Annotated in this window: 19 protein-coding genes; 9 read left to right on the top strand and 10 right to left on the bottom strand. The window is 62.2% G+C overall.

Going from position 1 to position 21,344, the window contains the following annotated elements; translation table 11 throughout:
- Positions 1–25: 25 nt before the first annotated feature.
- The gene (locus tag RX328_RS14145) at positions 26–2,089 is read left to right on the top strand and encodes a hypothetical protein (protein ID WP_213252183.1); all 2,064 of its coding nucleotides are present in this window, start codon (positions 26–28) and stop codon (positions 2,087–2,089) included.
- Between the two features lie 26 nt (positions 2,090–2,115).
- On the opposite strand, the gene zigA is transcribed toward RX328_RS14145, so the two are convergent.
- Positions 2,116–3,324: a zinc metallochaperone GTPase ZigA gene (gene zigA, locus RX328_RS14140; RefSeq protein WP_213252182.1), complete on the bottom strand. Its 1,209-nt coding sequence runs from the start codon at positions 3,322–3,324 to the stop codon at positions 2,116–2,118.
- Positions 3,325–4,093: 769 nt separating this feature from the next.
- Here zigA and RX328_RS14135 point away from each other — a divergent pair.
- The 4 genes from RX328_RS14135 to RX328_RS14120 all read left to right on the top strand — a co-directional run bounded on the left by RX328_RS14135 (position 4,094) and on the right by RX328_RS14120 (position 9,979).
- Positions 4,094–4,948 (top strand): IS4 family transposase, encoded by an 855-nt coding sequence (locus tag RX328_RS14135; RefSeq protein ID WP_317258735.1) that lies wholly within the window; start codon positions 4,094–4,096, stop codon positions 4,946–4,948.
- A gap of 188 nt (positions 4,949–5,136) precedes the next feature.
- Positions 5,137–5,556 carry a DUF2946 family protein gene (locus RX328_RS14130; protein WP_213253863.1) on the top strand — a complete coding sequence of 140 codons (420 nt, stop codon included), beginning with the start codon at positions 5,137–5,139 and terminating at the stop codon, positions 5,554–5,556.
- Positions 5,557–5,659: 103 nt separating this feature from the next.
- Positions 5,660–8,050: a TonB-dependent receptor gene (locus RX328_RS14125; protein ID WP_213253862.1), complete on the top strand. Its 2,391-nt coding sequence runs from the start codon at positions 5,660–5,662 to the stop codon at positions 8,048–8,050.
- Between the two features lie 132 nt (positions 8,051–8,182).
- Positions 8,183–9,979 carry a cation:proton antiporter gene (locus RX328_RS14120; RefSeq protein ID WP_213253861.1) on the top strand — a complete coding sequence of 599 codons (1,797 nt, stop codon included), beginning with the start codon at positions 8,183–8,185 and terminating at the stop codon, positions 9,977–9,979.
- A gap of 18 nt (positions 9,980–9,997) precedes the next feature.
- Here the strand turns inward: RX328_RS14120 and RX328_RS14115 are convergent, their stop codons facing one another.
- From RX328_RS14115 to RX328_RS14100, 4 genes are all read right to left on the bottom strand, one after another.
- Positions 9,998–10,510, bottom strand: a complete 513-nt coding sequence (locus tag RX328_RS14115) for a GNAT family N-acetyltransferase (RefSeq protein WP_213253860.1) — start codon at positions 10,508–10,510, stop codon at positions 9,998–10,000.
- Between the two features lie 69 nt (positions 10,511–10,579).
- Positions 10,580–11,515: a glycosyltransferase family 2 protein gene (locus RX328_RS14110; protein WP_213253859.1), complete on the bottom strand. Its 936-nt coding sequence runs from the start codon at positions 11,513–11,515 to the stop codon at positions 10,580–10,582.
- Positions 11,516–11,561: 46 nt separating this feature from the next.
- Positions 11,562–12,704 carry a hypothetical protein gene (locus RX328_RS14105; RefSeq protein ID WP_213253858.1) on the bottom strand — a complete coding sequence of 381 codons (1,143 nt, stop codon included), beginning with the start codon at positions 12,702–12,704 and terminating at the stop codon, positions 11,562–11,564.
- Positions 12,705–12,766: 62 nt separating this feature from the next.
- Positions 12,767–13,255 carry an NUDIX domain-containing protein gene (locus RX328_RS14100; protein WP_312018085.1) on the bottom strand — a complete coding sequence of 163 codons (489 nt, stop codon included), beginning with the start codon at positions 13,253–13,255 and terminating at the stop codon, positions 12,767–12,769.
- Between the two features lie 95 nt (positions 13,256–13,350).
- Between RX328_RS14100 and RX328_RS14095 the strand changes: the two genes are divergently transcribed.
- Entirely contained in the window at positions 13,351–14,241 is an 891-nt protein-coding gene (locus RX328_RS14095) for a metallophosphoesterase family protein (protein WP_213253857.1), read from the top strand.
- A 32-nt stretch (positions 14,242–14,273) separates the two neighbouring features.
- Here the strand turns inward: RX328_RS14095 and RX328_RS14090 are convergent, their stop codons facing one another.
- From RX328_RS14090 to RX328_RS14075, 4 genes are all read right to left on the bottom strand, one after another.
- Positions 14,274–14,963, bottom strand: coding sequence for a hypothetical protein (locus RX328_RS14090; RefSeq protein ID WP_312018084.1), 690 nt, complete (start codon positions 14,961–14,963; stop codon positions 14,274–14,276).
- 32 nt (positions 14,964–14,995) lie between these two features.
- Positions 14,996–15,550, bottom strand: a complete 555-nt coding sequence (locus RX328_RS14085; RefSeq protein ID WP_213253856.1) for a hypothetical protein — start codon at positions 15,548–15,550, stop codon at positions 14,996–14,998.
- A gap of 312 nt (positions 15,551–15,862) precedes the next feature.
- Positions 15,863–16,072, bottom strand: a complete 210-nt coding sequence (locus RX328_RS14080; protein WP_028347002.1) for a hypothetical protein — start codon at positions 16,070–16,072, stop codon at positions 15,863–15,865.
- 73 nt (positions 16,073–16,145) lie between these two features.
- A complete protein-coding gene (locus tag RX328_RS14075) occupies positions 16,146–17,783 on the bottom strand; it encodes an isocitrate lyase (RefSeq protein ID WP_213253855.1) in 1,638 nt (545 codons plus the stop codon).
- 221 nt (positions 17,784–18,004) lie between these two features.
- Here RX328_RS14075 and RX328_RS14070 point away from each other — a divergent pair, with 221 nt between their 5' ends.
- From RX328_RS14070 to RX328_RS14060, 3 genes are all read left to right on the top strand, one after another.
- Positions 18,005–19,450 carry a short-chain fatty acyl-CoA regulator family protein gene (locus RX328_RS14070; RefSeq protein ID WP_213253854.1) on the top strand — a complete coding sequence of 482 codons (1,446 nt, stop codon included), beginning with the start codon at positions 18,005–18,007 and terminating at the stop codon, positions 19,448–19,450.
- Between the two features lie 401 nt (positions 19,451–19,851).
- Complete coding sequence (locus RX328_RS14065; RefSeq protein WP_249726875.1) at positions 19,852–20,100, top strand: hypothetical protein; 249 nt, start codon at positions 19,852–19,854, stop codon at positions 20,098–20,100.
- Positions 20,101–20,364: 264 nt separating this feature from the next.
- Entirely contained in the window at positions 20,365–20,655 is a 291-nt protein-coding gene (locus RX328_RS14060; protein WP_213253853.1) for a hypothetical protein, read from the top strand.
- Positions 20,656–20,787: 132 nt separating this feature from the next.
- On the opposite strand, the gene RX328_RS14055 is transcribed toward RX328_RS14060, so the two are convergent.
- Complete coding sequence (locus RX328_RS14055) at positions 20,788–21,204, bottom strand: VOC family protein (RefSeq protein WP_213253866.1); 417 nt, start codon at positions 21,202–21,204, stop codon at positions 20,788–20,790.
- Positions 21,205–21,344: the final 140 nt, after the last annotated feature.

Genomic DNA, 21,344 nt, shown 5'->3' with positions numbered 1-21,344 from the left:
ACGACGATGCCGATAGGAATACGCCATGAGCTACGGTATCGCGTTCACTCCCCTCGTTCCGGCAATCGTGCTCTGGATCGCGCTGGCCGCGATCGTCGCGATTTCTGCGCTATTGCTGCTCGGCCGTGCGCGCGGTGCCGCGGTGCGCGTCGCGGCGCTGGCGCTGATCCTGCTGGCGCTCGCCAATCCCTCCTTCACCCGCGAGGACCGCGAGCCGTTATCATCCGTCGCCGCCGTCGTGATCGACAAGAGCCCGAGCCAGAATTTCGGCACGCGTAACCAGGAGACCGCGAAGGCGCAGGAGGCGCTGGTCGATACGCTGAAGAAGATTAAGGGACTGGAAGTCCGCGTCGTCGAGGCTGGACAGGCCGACGGCGAAACCGACGGCACAAAACTGTTCGGCGCGCTGTCCTCGGCGCTATCAGACGTTCCCGTCGACCGCGTCGCCGGAGCGTTCCTGATCACCGATGGCCGGGTGCATGACATTCCTGCCAACGCCGCGGCCGTCGGTTTCCAGGCGCCGGTGCATGCACTCATCACCGGCCGCAAGGACGAGCGCGACCGTCGCATCGCGATTTCGGCTGCGCCGCGTTTCGGTATCGTCGGACAGCCGCAGACCATCACATACCGGCTCGACGATCAGGGCGTTACCGGCCAGCGCGCCAAGATCGTGGTGCGCCGTGACGGTGAGGTGATCAATGAGCGCAACCTCTCGAGTGGCCAGACCGCCAATGTCGAGGTCGACATCAAGCATGCCGGCCCGAACATCATCGAGATTGAGGCTTCGCCCCTCGAGAACGAACTGACTCCGGTCAATAACCGCGCTGTGGTCGCAATCGAAGGCGTGCGCGACAAGCTCCGCGTGCTGCTGGTATCAGGCGAGCCGCATTCCGGCGAACGCACCTGGCGCAATTTGCTGAAGTCGGACGCCAGCATCGACCTCGTCCATTTCACGATTCTGCGCCCGCCGGAGAAACAGGACGGCACGCCGATTAACGAATTGTCGCTGATCGCGTTTCCGACGCGCGAATTGTTCCAGCAGAGGATCAACGAATTCCAGCTGATCATCTTCGACCGTTATGCCCGCCAGGGCGTGCTGCCGATTGCCTATTTCGACAACATGGCGCGCTATGTCCGCGCCGGCGGTGCGGTGCTGGTATCGGCCGGCCCCGATTACGCCTCCACTACCAGTATCTGGCGCACGCCGCTGGATACGGTGCTGCCGGCCGAGCCCGTCGGCGTCACCGAGAAGCCGTTTTACGCGCATCTGAGCGACGCCGGTAAGCGTCATCCGGTGACGCGCGGCCTCGAAGGCTCCGCCAGCGAGCCGCCGCGCTGGAGCCGCTTCTTCCGTACCGTCGATACGCGCAACGCGATCGGCTCTCCCGTGATGACCGGCGCCGACGGCAAGCCGTTGCTGCTGCTGTCGCGCTTCGGCGAAGGCCGCGTTGCGCTTCTATTGTCGGACCACATCTGGCTGTGGGCGCGCGGCTATGAGGGCGGCGGCCCGCATCTCGATCTGCTGCGGCGGATGTCGCACTGGCTGATGAAGCAGCCTGATCTCGACGAAGAAGCGCTGCGCCTTCAAACCCAGGGCAAGGACCTCGTGGTGCTGCGCCAGACCATGGCCGACAACGTGCCGCCGGTAACGGTGACCTCGCCGAGCGGCGCCACCAAGGAGCTGACGCTGACGGCAAGCGAGCCCGGCACCTGGCGGGCGACCATTCCTGCCAACGAGCTCGGGCTGTGGCAGGCAACCGACGGCGCGCTGAAAGCGCTGATCAATGTCGGGCCGACCAACCCGAAGGAATTTTCGGAAGTCACCTCGACGACCGAAATGCTGAAACCGTTAGCGCAGGCCACCGGCGGCGACGCCCGCCGCGTCGCCGATGGCGGAAGCGTCGACCTGCCCCGCGTCGTGCCGGTGCGTGCCTCCGGCATCTTCCACGGCGACGGCTGGATGGGCGTCAAAATGCGTGACGCCAGCGTCGTCAAAGGCGTCGGCGTACTGCCGATGTTCGCCGGGATTGTCGGATTGCTGCTGCTGCTCGGCGCGTTCGCCGCGACCTGGGTGCGCGAAGGGCGCTGAGGGCACGCCCGCCTCGCCGATGCGCCCTACGCAGCCTCGGCCGCGCGTCGCCACCTCGGGAATGGATCGACGAGCCCGGACCATTCCGCAACGCGCATTCCCGGCTTTCCTGAAACAAGGCACGCATCAAGACGTGCCGTGATCGCCTCCTGATCCATATTCGTGCCGATGAAGACGATCTCCTGCCGGCGATCACCGTACACCTCGCTCCAGTTCTTCTTGAGCGATTGTCGCCAGAACGGATCGTCCGGCCACCGATCTACCGGCACATTCGCCCACCAGAAGCCCAGCCCTTCGGTTCGGACGATCGCGCCGGCCTGGCTCAATTCGCCAAGCCATTGCGGGCGAGTTGCGATCCAGAAATGTCCCTTGGCGCGGATGACGCCAGGCCAGCTTTCTTTCAGGAATTGGTGAAATTTCGCAGGCTCGAACGGCCGTCGCGCGCGATAGACGAAGTTCTTGACGCCGTATTCTTCGGTCTCGGGCCTATGGTCTGCAAAGCCATAAAGCTCCTTGAACCACAGCGGGTGTTGCTGCGCGCGCTCGAAATCGAAACGGCCGGTATTGAGAATGCGCTCCAGCGGTGCATTGGAGAAATTGGTCTCGATGATATCGGCCTCGGGATTTAGAGACCGGATAATCATTCGGGCGGAGTCGCGTTCTCCCTGCGACGCCGCATCGATCTTGTTGAGTACGATCACATCGGCAAATTCGATCTGCTCGACCAAGAGATCCACCAGTGTGCGCCTGTCGCTTTCGCCGAGCGACTCACCGCGATCCGCCAGAAACACGGTAGAGGAATAGTTCTTCAGCAGATTGGCGGCATCGACGACCGTGACCATCGTGTCGAGGCTTGCCACGTCGGACAGGCTTTCTCCGTCTTCGGACCGGAAATCGAAGGTCGCCGCGACCGGAAGCGGTTCCGAGATGCCGGTGGATTCGATCAGCAAATAGTCGAACCGTTCGCTCTCGGCGAGCGCCCGCACTTCCTTCAACAAATCGTCGCGCAGCGTGCAGCAGATGCAACCGTTGGTCATCTCGACCAGCTTTTCGTCAGTCCGCGAGAGGTTCGCACCGCCATCGCGGACGAGGTCTGCGTCGATGTTGACTTCGCTCATGTCGTTCACAATCACCGCAACCTTCAGGCCTTGGCGATTGTTGAGCACGTGATTCATCAAAGTTGTCTTTCCAGCCCCGAGGAAGCCGGACAAGACGGTGACGGGGAGTTTTCGCATGGAGATCGAAAAGCCTCTTGAGCTCACGGGGCCCCAACCGGAGAGGAAGACGCATGCAAGGGACACCGTCGGTGGCGAAAAATGCAATGTTATAACATAACAGCGGAAGGTTGCGAGGTTGTCAACTGGCAAAACAGGCGGGGTGCGCGCTAGCAGATGCACACATTGCCGGCTGCGACGGAATGACTCGATGTCTTGATTTGGCCTTCCGCAGCGACGGTCTGCTGTGATTCTGTATCTGGCACTTCGATTCCATTGAGGTGCCAAGATGTTGAACGAACAATTCAGGCTTGGTCGGTTCGGGGATGGCCGTCTCGATAAAGGGGGGCGGCTCTGCTCGAAGGGATGGTCACGCGCGCCAGCTCGTGCTTGCGTCGAGCGGCGGATGGTGATCGGGCCAAGATAGTCCGATACGGCCGATTTCTCGCCAATGAGAACGTGAGCTTGGAAGCACTGCTCGCAGGCTGGGGCGAACAGACGGCGGTTGCGGCGGCCGGCCGGCACGTGCTGGCGATCCAGGATACAAGCGAGATCAACTTTAGGACCCAACCCGAGCGTCGGCGCGGGCTGGGTGAGATCGGCAAAGGGAACAGCCACGGCTTGCTGTTGCATGCGATGGCCGCCGTGGATGCCGCCAGTGACGCCTGTCTGGGGCTGGTAGGCGGGAAGATTTGGACGCGCCAGGGCCGGGTTACGGTGCCGCACGATCAGCGGCCACTGGAGCAAGGAGTCGGAACGTTGGATCAGCACGGCCCATCGAGCCAAGCAGGTGCTCTCTGCGGCCACGATGGTCACGGTGATCGACGATCGCGAGGGCGACATCTATGCCAAATGGGCGAGCGTATCGGCCTCAAACTTCCATCTGTTGACGCGGAGCATGCATGATCGCGTGCTGGCCGACGGTGCAAGCATGTATGCCACCGCCAGCAGTTGGCCCGTCGTCGACACTGCCACCATCGACGTTGTGGCGCGTGCCGATCGGCCCGCCCGACAGGCCAAGCTGGTGCTGCGGTTCGGTCGGGTCACCCTCAGAAGGCCGCAGAACGCGTCTGCCGACTTACCGCGGACAGTCGAACTCGCTTTGGTCGAGGTCGTTGAAGTCGATCCGCCAGCGGGCGTCGAGCCGCTGCACTGGTACCTGCTGACGACCCATGACGTGAACGATGTCGCGTCTGCCTGGCAGATCGTCAACTGGTACAAAAAGCGTTGGATTATCGAGCAGCTGTTCCGCCTGATCAAAACGCAGGGGCTGCAACTCGAAGACAGCCGGATCGAAACCGCCGATCGGCTGCTCAAGCTCACCGCGATCGCCGCCAAGGCTGCCGTCGTGATCCTGCAACTGGTTCAGGCTCGCGACGGACGCAGCGCCGAACCTGCCAGCAACGCGTTCAACAAAGAGCAGATCAAGCTGCTCGCCGCACTGGCCACCAAGTACGAAGGCAGAACCAAACTCCAAAGCAATCCACATCGCCCGCAAACCTTGGCTTGGGCCTCATGGATCATTGCTCGCCTCGGCGGATGGGATGGATACCCTCGCACCAAACCCGGCCCCATCACCATGAGGCATGGCCTCCAATACTTCTTGGGCGTGGCTTCCGCCTGGGAGACCCTCAAAGATGTGTGAATCAGCTAGGGGGTGCGCGGGGGCAAAAGCGCCGATGTTGCGCGAATCCCACACTTGGCGGAATTGTCAGGGCTCCGGAAAGACGGCACTCCGGTGTCGATTGACACTCCGCGGTCTTCGCGACGTTATAATGTAACACTGGGACGGCGAGATGCCTGAGCCGCCCCGGGGACAAGGCGTCAATCGTCGTGAACTGGTTCCGAAAACACCTCAAGCACGGCTCGCGGTTGGCGCTGTTTGCGCTCGCGATCCAGTTTGCGCTGTCGTGCGGGCATTTTCACGCGGCGGCCACGCAGGCCCCACCGGCCGTTCAAAGCGGGCTGGTCGGCGCAAATCTTGCGGTCGTCACGCCCGTTGCTGCAGGAGATGTGCACCCCGAAGCCGCGCAGCCGCAGCAGCCTGCGGGCCACGATGACGACCAGCACACGGCCAATACCTGCGCGATCTGCGCCGTCCTCTCCCTGGCCAACAATTTCCTGTTCATCACGCCGCCCGTACTGCAGTTGCCGGGGGCTGTCGAACTTCTGTACCTGGTCACCGGCGCTGAATTCGCGCACCTCGGCTCGTCTCATCTCGCGTTCCAGTCTCGCGCACCGCCCGCCTCCTGACACCGATTGAATTAGTGCACTCCCCAAGGGATTGCCGCGTGAGGCGCGGTTCTTGAGGGAATCGGAATCGTCCGTCGCACATCGACGGAATCAGGATCGGACCATGACATTCAAGAAGAAACGTGCGTTCCACATCGGTGGGGCTAGCTGGCTATTGCTGTGCGCAGCGGGCACCGCCGCGATGGCGCAGGGCGCGGCATCGCCAACCGCTTCGACACATCTGCCCGAAATTACCGTGACGGCGCCGAGCCCGATCGTGCGGCGCAAACCCGTGCCCGTACGAACGCCGGCGCGCGTCGCCCGCGCAGCGCCCGGCCAGAACCGCGAGCGCGCGCCAGAACCGCAACCGGCCCCCGTCGCCGCCGCGCCCCAGCAGGGCGTGCTGCCGGTCGTGACCGACCAATTCGCAACCGTTACCGTCGTGCCCAACGAGGAGATCCGCCGCCAAGGCACCGCCCAGCTTGGCGATCTACTGTTTTCGAAGCCCGGCATTACCGGCTCAACCTTCGCGCCCGGTGCCTCGAGCCGGCCGATCATCCGGGGCCTCGACGTCAATCGCGTCGGCATCATCGAGAACGGCACCAACGCTGGCGGCGCCTCCGATCTCGGCGAAGACCATTTCGTGCCGGTCGATCCATTGGCGACAAACCAGGTCGAAGTCATCCGTGGTCCGGCGGCGTTGCGCTACGGATCAACATCGATCGGAGGCGTCGTCAGCGCGACCAACAATCGCATCCCGGACGCCCTGCCTTCATGCGCGGCCACACCATTCCAGACCTACGGACTGCCGGCGAAGGCGCCGCTCGCAAATGTGGGATCACCTTCCTGCGTCACGGTCGAAACCCGAACGGCCGTCAGTTCCGTCGACCGCGGTGTCGATGGCGGCATCCTGATCGATGCCGGCGGTGGCAATTTCGCTGTTCATGCCGACGCCTATGGCCGCAAGGCCAGCGATTACAGCATTCCGAGCTATCCGTATTTGTTCGACCAGACCCGCCCGGTCAACGGCCGGCAGCCCAATTCGGCGATGCAGGCGGCTGGTGCATCGATTGGCGGCTCCTACATCTTCGATGGCGGATTTATCGGCGCGGCGATCACGCAGAACGACACGCTGTACCGCATTCCCGGAATTGAGCCCTCCGATCACCAGTCCCGGATCGACGCGCGCCAAACCAAATTCACGGCCAAGGGCGAATACCGGCCGGATGGGGCGGCGATCGACGCCATCAGGTTCTGGGCAGGCGCCACCGATTACAAGCACAACGAGATCGCGCTCGCCGATCCCGCCGACTTCTCGTCCCTTGGCGTGCGGCAGACCTTTACCAACAAGGAGCAGGAAGGGCGTGTCGAGGTGCAAATGGCGCCGTTCAACGCGCGCTTTGCCGCTGTGACGACCGCCTTCGGTTTGCAGGCCGGGCATCAGGAACTGACGGGATCAAGCCCGGACGATCCGGGCAGCCCGCTTAACGGGTTGTTTGATCCTAACAAGAATAACAGGGTCGCCGGCTATGTCTTCAACGAGTTGAAGTTCACTGACTCAACCAAGGCGCAGATCGCGGGTCGTATTGAGCATGTCAGTCTCAGCGGAACGACGCCGGCATTTATTCCGGAGCTGTTCGACCTCAATGCCAATCCCGGCGACGTAGGCCCGCCTACGGCGCGCAATCTGAGCTTCACGCCGAAGAGCGCGAGCATCGGCTTGATCCAGGATCTTCCAGGTCAACTGGTCGCAAGCATCACCGCTCAATACATCGAGCGCGCGCCCAAGCCGGCGGAATTGTTTTCGCGCGGACCGCACGAAGCAACTGTCACCTTCGATATTGGCAATCCCAATCTCGGCATCGAGACCGCCAAATCGATCGAGATCGGACTACGGCGCGCCACCGGCCCCTTCAGGTTCGAGGCGACGGCTTACTACACCAAGTTCAATGGCTTCATTTACCGCCGTCTCACCGGCAATACCTGCGAAGATGTCGCTTGCGTCGGTCCTGCGGACCCGGCTTTTCCCCTTGAGCTGAACCAGGCGATCTATTCGCAGCGCGACGCTACCTTCCGTGGCGGTGAGTTCCAGAGTCAGTTGGACGTCGGGCCGCTCTACGGCGGCACCTGGGGCATCGAGAACCAGTTCGACGTCGTCCGCGCAACCTTCGACGACGGCACCAATGTCCCGCGCATCCCGCCCGTGCGCGTGGGCGGCGGCCTGTTCTGGCGCGATGCCAATTGGCTCACGCGGATCAATCTGCTGCACGCCTTCGCCCAGAACGACATCGCCCCGATCGGCGAGACGTCAACGGCAGGCTACAATCTGTTGAAGGCAGAGATCAGCTACAAGACCAAGCTTGATTCTTCCTGGTTCGGCGCACGCGAGATGATGGTCGGCCTCGTCGGCAACAACCTGTTGAACGAGAACATTCGCAATTCGGCGTCCTTCAACAAGGACGAGGTCCTGCTGCCGGGCATCGGTGTGCGGGCATTCGCGAACTTGAAGTTCTAGCCGGACGGCATGGTCCATGGGGTGGCGTTAGCTGGTGCTACCAGCTAACGTCCCTGTGGGACGACGGTGGATACCGCGCACATCCGCCGTCAGATATCCCTTGCCCCATGGAAGCGAATGCACAACCGGTAGATGACCGCGCCTATCAATATTCCCGTCTACAGCGACGCGCTCGTCCTGCTCGGCACCGCGGGCGTCGTCATTCCCTTGGTGCGGCGGTTCGGCCTCAATCCCGTTCTCGGCTATCTAGGTGCCGGCGCGATCCTGGGCCCTCTCGGATTGGGATCGTTTATCGAGAGTTTTCCGTTTCTCTACTGGTTCACCGTTGTTGACCCCAAAAACGTTTCAGGGATCGCGAACCTTGGCGTCGTGTTCCTGCTCTTCCTCATCGGGATGGAGCTGTCCTACGATCGACTAAAGGCAATGCGCCGCCTGATATTTGGGCTAGGCAGCTTGCAGATCGTACTCTCCACCGTGGCAATCGGCGCGGCTGCGGCCCTTGTCGGCAACAAGGCTCCGGTAGCGCTCATTCTCGGCGCCTGCCTTGCCTTATCCTCGACAGCCATTGTCGTCGAAATCCTTTCCAGGCAACGGCGGCTCAGCACAAGCGCAGGCCGGGCAAGCTTCGCGACGCTGCTCGCGCAAGACTTGGCAGTCGCCCCTCTCCTGCTTTTTATTTCCATTTTTGGCGCGAGCGAATCCGGTTCGGTCGCTGCGACGCTCGTTCTCGCACTCACCAACGCTGCCGTCGCGCTCGCAGTGATCGTCATCGTCGGCCGCGTCGTAATGCGACCGCTGTTCCGTCTGGTGGCATCAGTGGGCATGAGCGACCTGTTCGTCGCGACGACGCTGTTCGTGATCGTCGCCACGGGAGTGGCTGCTGCCGTGGCCGGCTTTTCCATGGCGCTCGGCGCCTTTGTCGCCGGACTGCTGCTTGCCGAGACGGAATTTCGCAAGGCGATCGAGACCGCCATCGATCCATTCAAGGGCCTGCTGCTTGGCCTGTTCTTCTTCACGGTCGGCATGAATATCGATTTCCGCGAGCTTGCGCGCGAACCGGTCTGGCTGATCACGGGTGCGGCCGGACTGATCGCCGTGAAGGCCGTCATCCTCATCTTCCTGGCGCGGATGTTTCGCCTCTCATGGCCGGCTTCTATCGAAGTCGGTCTGCTGCTGGGTCCCGGCGGCGAGTTCGCTTTCGTCGGGATCGGAATGGCGACGACGCTTGGTCTGATCGATGCCAGCGTATCGAGCTTCACGGTCGCACTGACCTCGCTGACCATGATGCTCACCCCTGCGCTATCTCATGTCGCGCGGCGACTGGGGCCGATGATGCGCGAAGACAAGCCGACTGACCCTGAACTCGCCGTTGCGCCAAGCGGCGGAAGCGGCCATGCCATTGTCGTCGGACACGGCCGCGTGGGACAGGTCGTCTGCGCGATGCTGGACCGGCACCAGTTCAAGTACATTGCGGTCGACAATGATGCCGCGGCCGTCCCCGAGCAGCGAAGGCAGGGACGTACCGTCTTTTACGGTGACGCAACCAACCCGGAGTTTCTGAAGAGCTGCGGCCTGATGGAAGCCGCCGCCGTCATCGTCACCATCAACGAGCCTGAAGGCATCGACGAAATTGTCACGCAGGTCCGCGCGCTGAGGAAAGACATGCTGGTGGTTTCGCGGGCCCGCGACGCCGACCACGCGCGGCATCTCTACCAGATCGGCGTTACCGACGCGGTGCCAGAGACCATCGAGGCAAGCTTGCTGTTATCGGAAGCTGCCTTGATCGGGCTCGGGGTGGCGATGGGTCATGTCGTCGCCAGCATCCACGAGAAGCGCGAGGAGTTCCGGCACGAATTGCAGAAGGCCGCCGGCAGCGCACGATCTGCGCCGGTTGAGACGACCGGTACCAAAAGGCGTCGATTTTTCTGACGGATCGCGACGGCAGCCCTACCGCGCCTTGCTCCAGTCCGGACGGATATTGCCGGACACGCCGTCGAACGCGCCCTCGACCAGTTCCGCCACCAACAGGCGGCTGTAATCGACCGGTCCCGGCATGGTCACCCTTCCCTTTGGTATGACCTTGAAGCCGACGCGGCTGTAATAGGCTTCGTCGCCGACCAGAATGACCAAGCGATGGCCCTTGGCCTTGGCATCCCGCAGCGAACGATCGAGCAGCATGCGGCCGACGCCGCGGCTGCGAAATGGCGGCTCGACCGTCAGCGGCCCGAGCATCAGGGCCGGCGTGTCGCCGATGCAGATCGGCAACTGGCGCACCGAGCCGACCAGCAACGTGCCGATCCGCGCCGTGAACGAGAGGTCCAGCAGGTGATCGACATGCTCGCGCAGGCGGTAGGCACTCAGCACGAAACGGCCGGGACCGAACGTGCGCTCGTGCAGCCGTTCGATCGCCTGGGCGTCCTTTGGTGTTTCGGCCAGGATGGTGACGTCAAGTTCGCTCATGATGGGGCGCGGGATAGCATCTGGCGACGGCGCGGTCCATTGCTGGAAGATGGCAATCCCTGTATTGCCTCAATCCAGGACGCGGGCGGGTTGGGACAAATAGGCCAGGAGCTTCATTTCGCGGCGGCCGCGCGTCACCGTATCCAGCACCAGCCCCGAGCTTACCGACAGCACCGCCACGATCATCAGGCCCATCGACAGCACCGCCGTCGGCAGCCGTGGAACGATGCCTTCCTCGAGATAGGTGATGATCACGGGGATTGCGAGGCCGACCGAGACCAGCATCAGGAAGACGCCGATCACCGTGAAAAACCGCAGCGGCTTCTCCGACCGGTACAGCTTCAGGATGGTGCCGAGGATCCGGAAACCGTCGCGCCAGGTGTTGAGCTTACTGAACGATCCCTCGGGCCGGGCATAATACGGCGTCTCGACTTCCGCCACCGGCAGCGCCAGTTCGAGCGCGTGAACGCTGAGCTCGGTTTCGATCTCAAAACCGTCCGACAGCACCGGAAAGGATTTGACGAAGCGACGCGAGAACACGCGGTAGCCGGAAAGGATGTCCTTGAACGCCTGGCCGAACACCGAAGAAAGGAAGCTCGTTAGCATCCAGTTGCCGGTGCGGTGGCCGGGCCGGTAGGCCGCGATCGATTGATCAATGCGAAAACCGACCACCATATCGAGATGGTCCTTGACCAGCGCATCGATCATGCGCGGCGCGCTCGGCGCATCATAGGTGGCGTCGCCGTCGACCAGCACATAGACGTCGGCATCGACATCGGCGAACATGCGCCGCACCACATGCCCCTTGCCCTGGCGGCGTTCGCTGCGCACGATGGCGCCGGCTGCGTGCGCGACCTCGATGGTGCGGTCCTTGGAATTGTTGTCGTAGACGAAAATCTGAGCCGTCGGCAGCGCCTTGCGGAAATCGGAGACCACGGTGGCGACCGCGGCTTCCTCATTGAAGCACGGCACCAGAACCGCAATCCGCAGCGCCGGTCCCGTCATCGCACGCTCACCGAATCAAGTCTGTCCATAGCGCGTTATATCGCAATCAGGCGTTGGCCGGTTGGTGAAAGGCCGCGCTGTCGGCGGCCCGTTCGCCGCGCAGGTCGAGCGTTGCGAACAGCAGAGTCCAGAGCGAGAGCATGTCGATCGGAATGATATAATATGGCGTAAATATCGGATGGGTCATGAAGAAAATCAGGTTCACGGCGAGGTTTGCCGCGACCAGAACGGCTATCCGCCCGGCTCTTGCGCGATTAAAGCGCCATAGCAGGCCGGTCCAGACGGCCGCAATCCCCAGCAGGATAAACTGAACGTCGACGAAATATCGCCAAAGAATGCCCGGGTTCAGCTCCGGCGGAACGACGTCGACGCCGCTATAGGTTGTCGAGAGCGGATTTCCCGCATTGATCGTGTTGGCGATCAGCGTCGGCGCCATTCCAATCAAAAGCGCGACACCGAACACGACGCCCTGCAGGAACATTTCCCTGCTTCTAGTCCACAGGAATGCGCCGCCAAGATAAAGACAGTAGCCGGCCGCCAGAAACAGGTTCGGCAGGCGGACGTTGACGGAGATACCTATTAGCAGGCCAATCAATGCGAGCAGAAAAAGCCGCTGCTGAGGCCCGTCGGTGAAGAGCTTCGCAGTCAGAAATCCCGCGAGCGCGCAAATCATCATGGTCGGCGCCACCGAATAACTTGCCTTCGTCGGATTGATCATCAGATAGATGGCGGCATCACCGAACGCGGCGACCAGCATAAGTTGATAAAACGTGGACGCATAGGTCAGCGCGATCAGCGAAAAGCCGACGGCGACGACCGACGTCAATATGTAGAGCGGGACGACCTGAAATCCGGTGGGAAACAGCGACAGGATGAAGCCGGTCCCGGGCGGATATTGCAGCACATATTTGGCCGCATTGGCGATCCAGGTGTGGCAGGGAATTCGCTTTGGATCGTTCCAGTCCGAAAAGCCGATCTCCTTCAGCTGGCCGGCAAGATAATGATCGTCATCGAGGACAATGTTGGTGTCGATGCCACGAAGTCCGAATCTCTCGAACAGATGCGCCTGCCGCAGGTAGCAAATATCGTCGTAGACCCCACGCGCTTCGACCCAAGTGGATATCGACCAGATGTTGCTGACCAGCACGACGAGGAAGCCGACGGCGCAGAAGACTTTCAGGAATTTCATCTTTGTCCCGTCGGCGGCGGCGTTCGATGGTGCTCTGAAGGGGTCAATAGCACGAGCTCTCCCTAGCGCCAGGTCGCGGTCCGCGCGGCGCCGTCGAGCACTTCGGCGATCCGGAGCCGCGTGCCCCTGGTCGTCTCCGCCGGCAGCGCCCCTGCCGCGTAGAACCCGCACTCGACAATCTCGTGGTTGGGCTGCGGCAGGCGGTCCTGCCGGAACTGCCTGACGACGTAGACCGCGACATGGTCGCGGCGGGAAACGTGGCCGTTGAAGAACAGGCCGTGCAGGACCGGCTCTCCGGTCAATTCGATCCGCCCCTCTTCCAACAGCTCCCTTCGCAAGGCTTCGAGAAAGGTTTCGCCGACCTCCACCCCACCGCCTGGCAGGTGCCAGCCCGCGACATAGCTGTGCCTGACCAGAAACACCCTGTCGTCGCCATCGAGCACGACGCCGCGAACTCCCAGCGTCATGCCGCGGGCCATCCGCCAATAGAGGTGAAAGGCCTGCCGCAATTGCGGCTCCAGACGTTTTCGCAAGTGCTGCAGCGCCGTCACGCAAACCTCGGATGGACAGCTATCACGTTTGATCCTTATATCGCCGACATGATGGTGCGACGGCTCTATATCACAGAGAATGCGGCGGAGCGCGAATGACCGCTATCTTCACGCTGGCGCATCTGTCGGACCCGCATCTGCCGCCGCTGCCCGCGGCGCGGCTGCGCGATCTCGCGGGGAAACGTGCGCTCGGCTACTTCAACTGGACCCGCAACCGCCATAAATATCACCGTCGCGAGGTGCTGGACGCACTGGTTGCCGATATGCAGGCGCAGCGGCCGGACCACATCGCGGTGACCGGCGATCTCGTCAACCTGGCGCTTGAGGCGGAATTCACTCCGGCCCAGGCCTGGCTCGAAAGCGTCGGGACGCCACAGCAGGTCACGGTTGTTCCCGGCAATCACGACGCCTATGTGTGGGCGACGCGGCATCATTTCACCGGCGCGTTCGAGCAATATCTGCGCGGCGATGCCGCGACGGACGGCGCGTCGTTTCCATTCGTGCGCCGCCGCGGTCCGCTGGTGCTGATCGGGGTCTCCTCAGCGGTGCCGACGCTGCCATTGATGGCAACCGGCCGGCTCGGCCGCGCGCAGCTCGATGCGCTCGACCGCCAGCTTGCCCAGTTGCGACCGGACGAGGCGTTCCGGGTGCTGCTGGTCCATCACCCCCTGGAATCGACTTCGCGGATGAAGCGGCTGACCGACTCGAAGGCGCTTCGCGCCGTGCTGAAGCGGCGCGGCGCGGAACTGGTGCTGCACGGCCATGACCACATCCATTCGACGATGTGGCTTGAAGGCGCCGGCCACCAGATCCCCGCGGTTGGCGTGCCCTCGGCATCGGCGCTGGCGCACCGGCATTATCCGGCCGCGGCCTACAATTTGTTTTCGATCACGCGCGACGGCGGCAAATGGCGCTGCGTGCAGACCGTGCGCGCCGTCGATGCCGACTTCCGTGTCAAACAAATCAAGCAGGCGACGCTGCTCTAGCGTTTCCTCACGCCTGCAACTGGGCGAATTTCTCAATCCCCGCCGCCGCAGCCACCGCCCCCGTCGCCACCACCGCCGCCATCACCACTTGCGTCGCTGCCGGCGTCGCCAAACCCGTCCGTAGCACCATCGATCGAGCCATCGGCGAAATCGCCGCCGCAATACGCAGCGCCGCTGCCGTTCTTGCGCAGCTCTTCGCAGTCGGGGTGGTAGACGAAGCCGTTGGCGATGTTGAGCTTGCTGTCGAGCGCAAACAAGAGCGGCAGGCGCGTCGGACGAACCGGATCGATATTCTCGTATTTGCAGCAATACCACCAGACGCGGCGGAGGCCTTCGTTGCTCTTGCGGTGCTCGCTGAGCACGACGGCGGGCGTGTGGTGGAGGAAACCGCCGAAGGCGCGCCGGCAGAACGTGTCGTACTCGCGCGTGTACAGAATGAATTCGTGCCAGAGATCGTCGGCGACCTGCGAGGGCATCGAGACGTAGCGCTTGCCGCTCATGAGATAGGCGAGAAAAAACTGCCGCAAGCCCCGCGATACCAGCGCGCTGTCCTTGCGCTGAAAACCGGGATGATGCTTCTCGAGCCGTTCGAGCAGCCCGCGCGGCCACCGAAAGGTGCGGATGAATTCGGCGCGGCGCAGCGTACGCCACTTGCCGTACAGATAGGACGTTCCGAACAGCGCTGCGGCAAGCAGCGCGATCAGCGGTATGGATGACGCCACAATGCCCCCGAATGCCCGACCGCCGGCTCTGGCTACATATTGCTCAAGCTCGCATACAGCGCCAATCCGAACAGCGCCACCGCGCCCAGTGCGAAGCCGAGCACGAACATGCCCAGGCCGCGACGGCGCGGTTTCTTTTCCACAACAGGCTCGGCCACGGGCATTGCCACCATCGCATGCTCGCGCTCGATCATGCGGCGCGCGACATAGCCGGTGACGGCATCGACGATGACGGGTACGTCATGCGACTCCGCAAGCACGATGCGGCCGAAGCGCGTATCCTGCACGAAGCGGTACATGCGCTTGTCGCGTCCCATCACGATATGCGCCACCACGTCGATCCACAGCCGCGGCGTTTCGCCCTGGCTGACACCGCGATCGAACAGATCGACCTGCTCGGGCACCTCTGCGAACAGCGGATCGAGCGCCTCGTTCAGTATCTCGAGCCGCGCGACCTCGGCATCGCGCAGTTCGACCACGACGCCGGTCCGATCGGCAGCCTCGATCCGCGCCTGGCGGAGCGCATCGCGCAGCCGGGTCGGTCGCATGTCGCGGGCTTCGTTGCCGGTATTTTGCGCGTTTGACATCGGTAGCCGCCTTTATCCTGCAGGGGTTAGCCTGAGCTTAACCTAGCAGTAACCATGCCTGGCGCAATGGTTGTTTGTTTTCAATGAGTTATGCTTCCAGCTTTATCCCCCGTGGCGGCACCCCCACCGTAGCCGATGCTCTGCATCGGCGTTTTTCTTCAAGGACCGCGGCCGCAGGCCGCCTACGCCGGCCCCGCGAGCGGGAGAGGGTGAAGAAAAGGCTATCCTCAAAACCGCAAACGGCCCCACCCGGGGTTCCGGATGGGGCCGCCTGTCCTTGGACGTTTCTTCTGATAATTCGGCAGCAGCCGGTCAGGCCGAGACGCGCGAGGGCTCTTCGACGATCGAGAAGCGTACCCCGGCTTTATGGCGGCTCTCTTCCGAGACCTCCTTCCAGCACTCTTCGGCTTCCTTGCGGGTCTTGAACGGGCCTCTGACCTGGGCCGAGCCTTCGACGAGCTTGTGGAAGTTCATCGAGCCGAACTCGCCGCCGATCACCCAGAAATTGCTGCCTTTGGTCATTGTCGTCTCCTGTTGTCCGAGTAGCGCGACCAGTCTGGCATCCGACCAGACCCCAGACTGATCAATTCCACCGTTAGCCGAACTGGTTCATCGTGTTGTGGACGCCGCCCGCCTTCAGAGCGGCTTCACCGGCGAAATACTCCTTGTGATCGTCGCCGATATCGGAGCCGGCCATGTTCTGATGCTTGACGCAGGCGATACCCTGACGGATCTCCTGGCGCTGAACATTCTTCACATAGCCCAGCATGCCCTGCTCGCCGAAGTACTCCCTCGCAAGATTGTCAGTCGACAGAGCTGCCGTGTGATAGGTCGGCAACGTGATCAGGTGGTGGAAGATGCCGGCACGCTTTGCCGAATCGGCCTGGAAGGTGCGGATGCGCTCATCGGCTTCGATGGCCAGCGGCGTATCGTCGTATTCCGGCTTCATCAGGTCGGCTCGATTGTACTTGCTGACGTCCTTGCCGGCTTCCTTCATCGCGTCGTACACCTGCCAACGGAAGTGGAGCGTCCAGTTGAACGACGGCGAGTTGTTGTAGGCCAGCTTCGCGTTCGGAACCACCTCGCGAATGCGGTCAACCATCTTGGCGATCTGCTCGATGTGCGGCTTCTCGGTCTCGATCCACAGCAGGTCGGCACCGTTCTGCAGCGAGGTGATGCAGTCGAGCACGCAGCGATCTTCGCCAGTGCCGGCACGGAACTGATAGAGGTTGCTGGCAAGCCGCTTGGGACGCATCATCTTGCCGTTGCGGTTGATGATGACATCGCCATTCCTGGCGTTGGCGGCTGTCACGTCCTCGCAATCCAGGAAGCTGTTGTACTGATCGCCGATGTCGCCGGGCTTGTGGCTCACAGCGATTTGCTGCGTGAGACCGGCACCCAGCGAGTCGGTGCGCGTCACGATGATGCCGTCTTCGACGCCCAGCTCGAGGAAGGCATGGCGGCAGGCCCGGATCTTCGCCAGGAACACCTCGTGCGGCACAGTCACCTTGCCGTCCTGGTGACCGCACTGCTTTTCGTCGGAGACCTGATTTTCGATCTGCAGAGCGCACGCACCTGCTTCAATCATCTTCTTTGCGAGCAGATAGGTCGCCTCCGCATTACCAAAACCAGCGTCGATGTCGGCGATGACGGGCACGACATGCGTCTGGAAGTTGTCGATCTTTTCGATCAATGCCTTTTCCTTCGCCTGGTCGCCTGCCTTGTGGGCGGCGTCGAGGGCGCGGAAGATATCGTTGAGCTCACGGGAGTCCGCCTGACGGAGGAAGGTGTAGAGCTCTTCGATCAGCGCCGGCACCGAGGTCTTCTCGTGCATCGACTGATCAGGAAGCGGCCCGAATTCGGAGCGAAGCGCGGCGATCATCCAGCCGGAGAGATACAGATAGCGGCGATCGGTCGTACCGAAATGCTTCTTGACCGAAATCAGCTTCTGCTGCGCGATGAAGCCGTGCCAGCAACCGAGCGACTGGGTGTATTTGGTGGGATCGGCGTCATAGGCAGCCATATCGCTGCGCATCAGCGCCGCGGTGTACCGGGCGATGTCCAGGCCGGTCTTGAAGCGGTTCTGCAGACGCATGCGCGCCACGGCTTCGGCGGTGACGCCGTTCCAGGTCGGCTTGGTCTTGAGGAGCGCCTCGGCAGCTTCAATCTCGCTCAGATAGGAAGCCGGTCCCTGGATAGCCCGGTCGCTGATCCCACGTGGCTGGTAGTTCATCTGCGTGATCCTTTCGGTGACGACAAAGCTGCAGCGCTATCTGCTACTTCTCTATCGACATTCTTGACAGTGCATTGCGAAATGCGTGGCAAGAGCTAAACGCGAGAAAGAGAAATTCGTATAGATGTCTTGTTTTTTATTGGTGATGTCATGTAACATATGAACTTGTCACATATGTCATGTTGTAAATTTTGTCACAAAGTTGGGTCAGGAACTCTGCCATGGCCGCTGATACCGGAAAGAAGCTCTTCGTCGGCCCCCGCTTCCGGCGGATCCGCCAGCAGCTTGGGCTGTCGCAGACCCAGATCGCGGAAGGGCTCGGGATTTCGCCGAGCTACATCAACCTGATTGAGCGGAACCAGCGCCCGGTGACGGCGCAGATCCTGTTGCGGCTGGCCGAGACCTATGACCTCGATTTGCGCGATCTCGCCACCGCCGACGAGGACCGCTTCTTTGCCGAACTGAACGAGATTTTTTCCGATCCGCTGTTCCGCCAGATCGACCTGCCGAAGCAGGAACTGCGCGACCTCGCCGAACTCTGCCCGGGCGTGACCCATTCGCTGCAGCGCCTCTACGCCGCCTATACCGAGGCCCGCCGCGGCGAGACGCTCGTGGCGGCGCAGATGGCCGACCGCGATGAAGGCGCCCGCTTCGAGGCCAACCCGATCGAGCGCGTGCGCGATCTGATCGAAGCCAACCGCAATTATTTTCCGGAGCTGGAACAGGCTGCGGAAAATTTGCGCGACGAACTCCACGCCTCCGCCGAAGAATTGTTTGCTGCGCTCGCGGCGCGCTTGCGCGAAAAGCATTCGATCGTCACCCGCATCATGCCTGTTGACGTGATGCGCGAGACGCTGCGGCGGTTCGACCGCCATCGGCGCCAGCTTCTGATCTCCGAACTGGTCGACGGCTCGGGCCGCGCCTTTCAGCTCGCGCTGCAAATTGGCCTCGCCGAATGCAGCGCGTCCATCGACGCCATCGTCAACCGCGCCGGCCCGCTCGACGACACGCCGCGGCGGCTCTACCGGATTACACTGGCGAATTACTTCGCCGCCGCCGTCATGATGCCCTATCAGCCATTCCACAGCGCGGCGGAAAACCTGAACTACGACGTCCATGTGCTGGCGCAGCGTTTCAACGCCGGCTTCGAGCAGGTCTGCCACCGCCTCACCACACTGCAGCGCCCGAACGCACGCGGCGTGCCGTTCTTTCTGCTCCGCGTCGACAATGCCGGCAACGTCTCCAAGCGGTTTTCCTCCGGCACGTTTCCGTTCTCGAAATTCGGCGGCACCTGTCCGCTCTGGAACGTGCATTCGACCTTCGACACACCGGATCGCCTGCTCAAGCAGGTCATCGAACTTCCCGACGGCACGCGCTACTTCTCGATCGCGCAGATGGTGCGCCGGCCGATCGCCCCGCATCCGCAGCCGCAGCCGCGCTTTGCGATCGGTCTGGGCTGCGAAATCCGCCATGCGTCGAAACTCGTCTATGCCGCCGGGATGGACCTGGAGAAGGCCGAGGGCACGCCGATCGGCGTCAACTGCCGGCTCTGCGAACGCGAAAACTGCAGCCAGCGCGCCGAGCCACCAATCACGCGGACGCTGATTCTGGACGAGAACACGCGGCGGGTGTCGTCGTTCGCGTTTTCGAATGCGCGGGAGTTGTGAGGGTGCGATCGCCCTCCGCTTGTCGTCGCCCGGCTTGACCGGGCGATCCAGTACGCCGCGGCTTCTCGATTCAATCACTGGCGTCTCTGGAATACTGGGTCACCCGCTCCAGTGCGCAATTGCCCACAAGGCGGGTGACTACACTGAACATGACTTCGCCGTCTCGCGACGTGGATAGCGCCCGAGTTGTGCTTGAATTCTTCGCCCCGAATTCAGGGGCGCAGGGAAGGCCGGGTGCTGGCTGGCACCCGCGGTCTCCTGTGCAAGGATGCGGGATCATGTGTTTACGCGGAAGATGAAGGTTTGTTCATCAGCATTGCGCGTCAGCCGTGAGCGGGAAAAAGTGGAACACCACCGCGAGCGAGACGTTGCTTGGTTTCCTGCAACAGGAGAGACCGCCAATGCTGAAGACTTTCATTACCGTTTCGACCGTGCTGCTGACGACCGCGGCGTTTGCGCAGGGCACCACGAAATCCAAGGGCTCCTCCGAGTACGCCCCGGGACAGAAGATGCAGAAGAGCAAGACTTCGACCGCGCCGGGCGCGTCGGAATACGCACCGGGACATCAGAAAAAGACGGCGAAGGGCCACTCGGAAAGCGCGCCCGGCCAGCAGACGACAACCGGATCGGCTGCGAAGAAGAAGTACTAATTCTCCAACAGCGCGGCCCGGCATCGATGCCGGGCCGTTTTGCGTGCGCGTGTAGGTTGATCTTTTCCGCAGGTCTCTGCGTCATTTGCACAGTGCGATGCATCAATGGACCGCTTTCTCTCACCGGAAAGCCGCTTCTGTGTCCCGCTGGTGACGATCACATTTAAAACGTGGGTATTCCGTAATTTTGCGATGGAACGGCCATGCCGATTCGCTAGTTTGAAGGTAGCGATTCCCAGAACTCGCAGATGGATGCAAAGGACGATGTTGCGACTCGCCAAGCTGATAAACCCGTTCGAAATCGCCCAAGACCGGGTCAGTCAAGACCGGATCACCCACGACCGGCCGCAGCCGATCGAGCGCAAGGTGGTGAATCGCGCTGCCCGTTCGACGCCGGTGTGCGACGCCTGCGGTTCCGACGACATCATCTGCCACGCCACCGCGCAGTGGAGCAACGAAGCGCAGGAATGGCAGCTCGCCAACACGTTTAATCAGCCGGCGCGCTGCAACACCTGCCACACCGACTGCAACCTGGTGTGGCTGACGCTGAATTAGGGCGCGCAATGCGGCGGCATAACGCCTAGAGTAGCCCGGATGGAGCGCAGCGAAATCCGGGGGCGATCTCACCACAGCGCGACCTGTCCCGAATTGCGCTGCGCTCCATCCGGGCTACGATTCTCGCCCGCGTCAAATCTCCGCATATACCTCCAGCAGATTCCCATCGGGATCCCTGAAGAATAGCGTGCGATGGCCGAACGGCTGGTCGGTCGGCGGCTCCTGCAGATCGACGCCGTGCCGCACCAGTTCGTCGGCGCAGCGATCGACGTCGTCAGCACCAACCTTGAAAGCAAGCTGCAACGAAGCGCTGCCGGCGGGCACCGGCGCATCCTTCGCCGTCCGGCTCGGCCGCGCCAGCGCGAGCGTGTTGCCGCCGATCTGATATTCGATCCAGCCCGCCGACAATTCGCGCGTCAGCGGAAACCGAAGGACGCCCTCATAGAAGCGGCGCATCGCCGCCATGTCGCGCACGAAGATGACGGTGTAGTCGATCGCGTGGATGGAGTGGAAGGGGGAGGTGGTGGGTGGATTTTGATCGTTCACGATATTTCCATAATGAGATCCTGCGGACACTCATCGGCATCCGCTTCGGTTCGATATCGATGTAGCGACAGGGCGACACCTGCATCGCGTCAGTCACACACGTTAGATGAGCATACATTTTCGACAACGTGCACCACGCTATG

It is taken from the genome of Bradyrhizobium sp. sBnM-33, from assembly GCF_032917945.1.
Taxonomy (GTDB): Bacteria; Pseudomonadota; Alphaproteobacteria; order Rhizobiales; family Xanthobacteraceae; genus Bradyrhizobium.
Note: the sequence above shows the minus strand (reverse complement) of the source record. Positions and strands in the feature narration are given on the sequence as shown.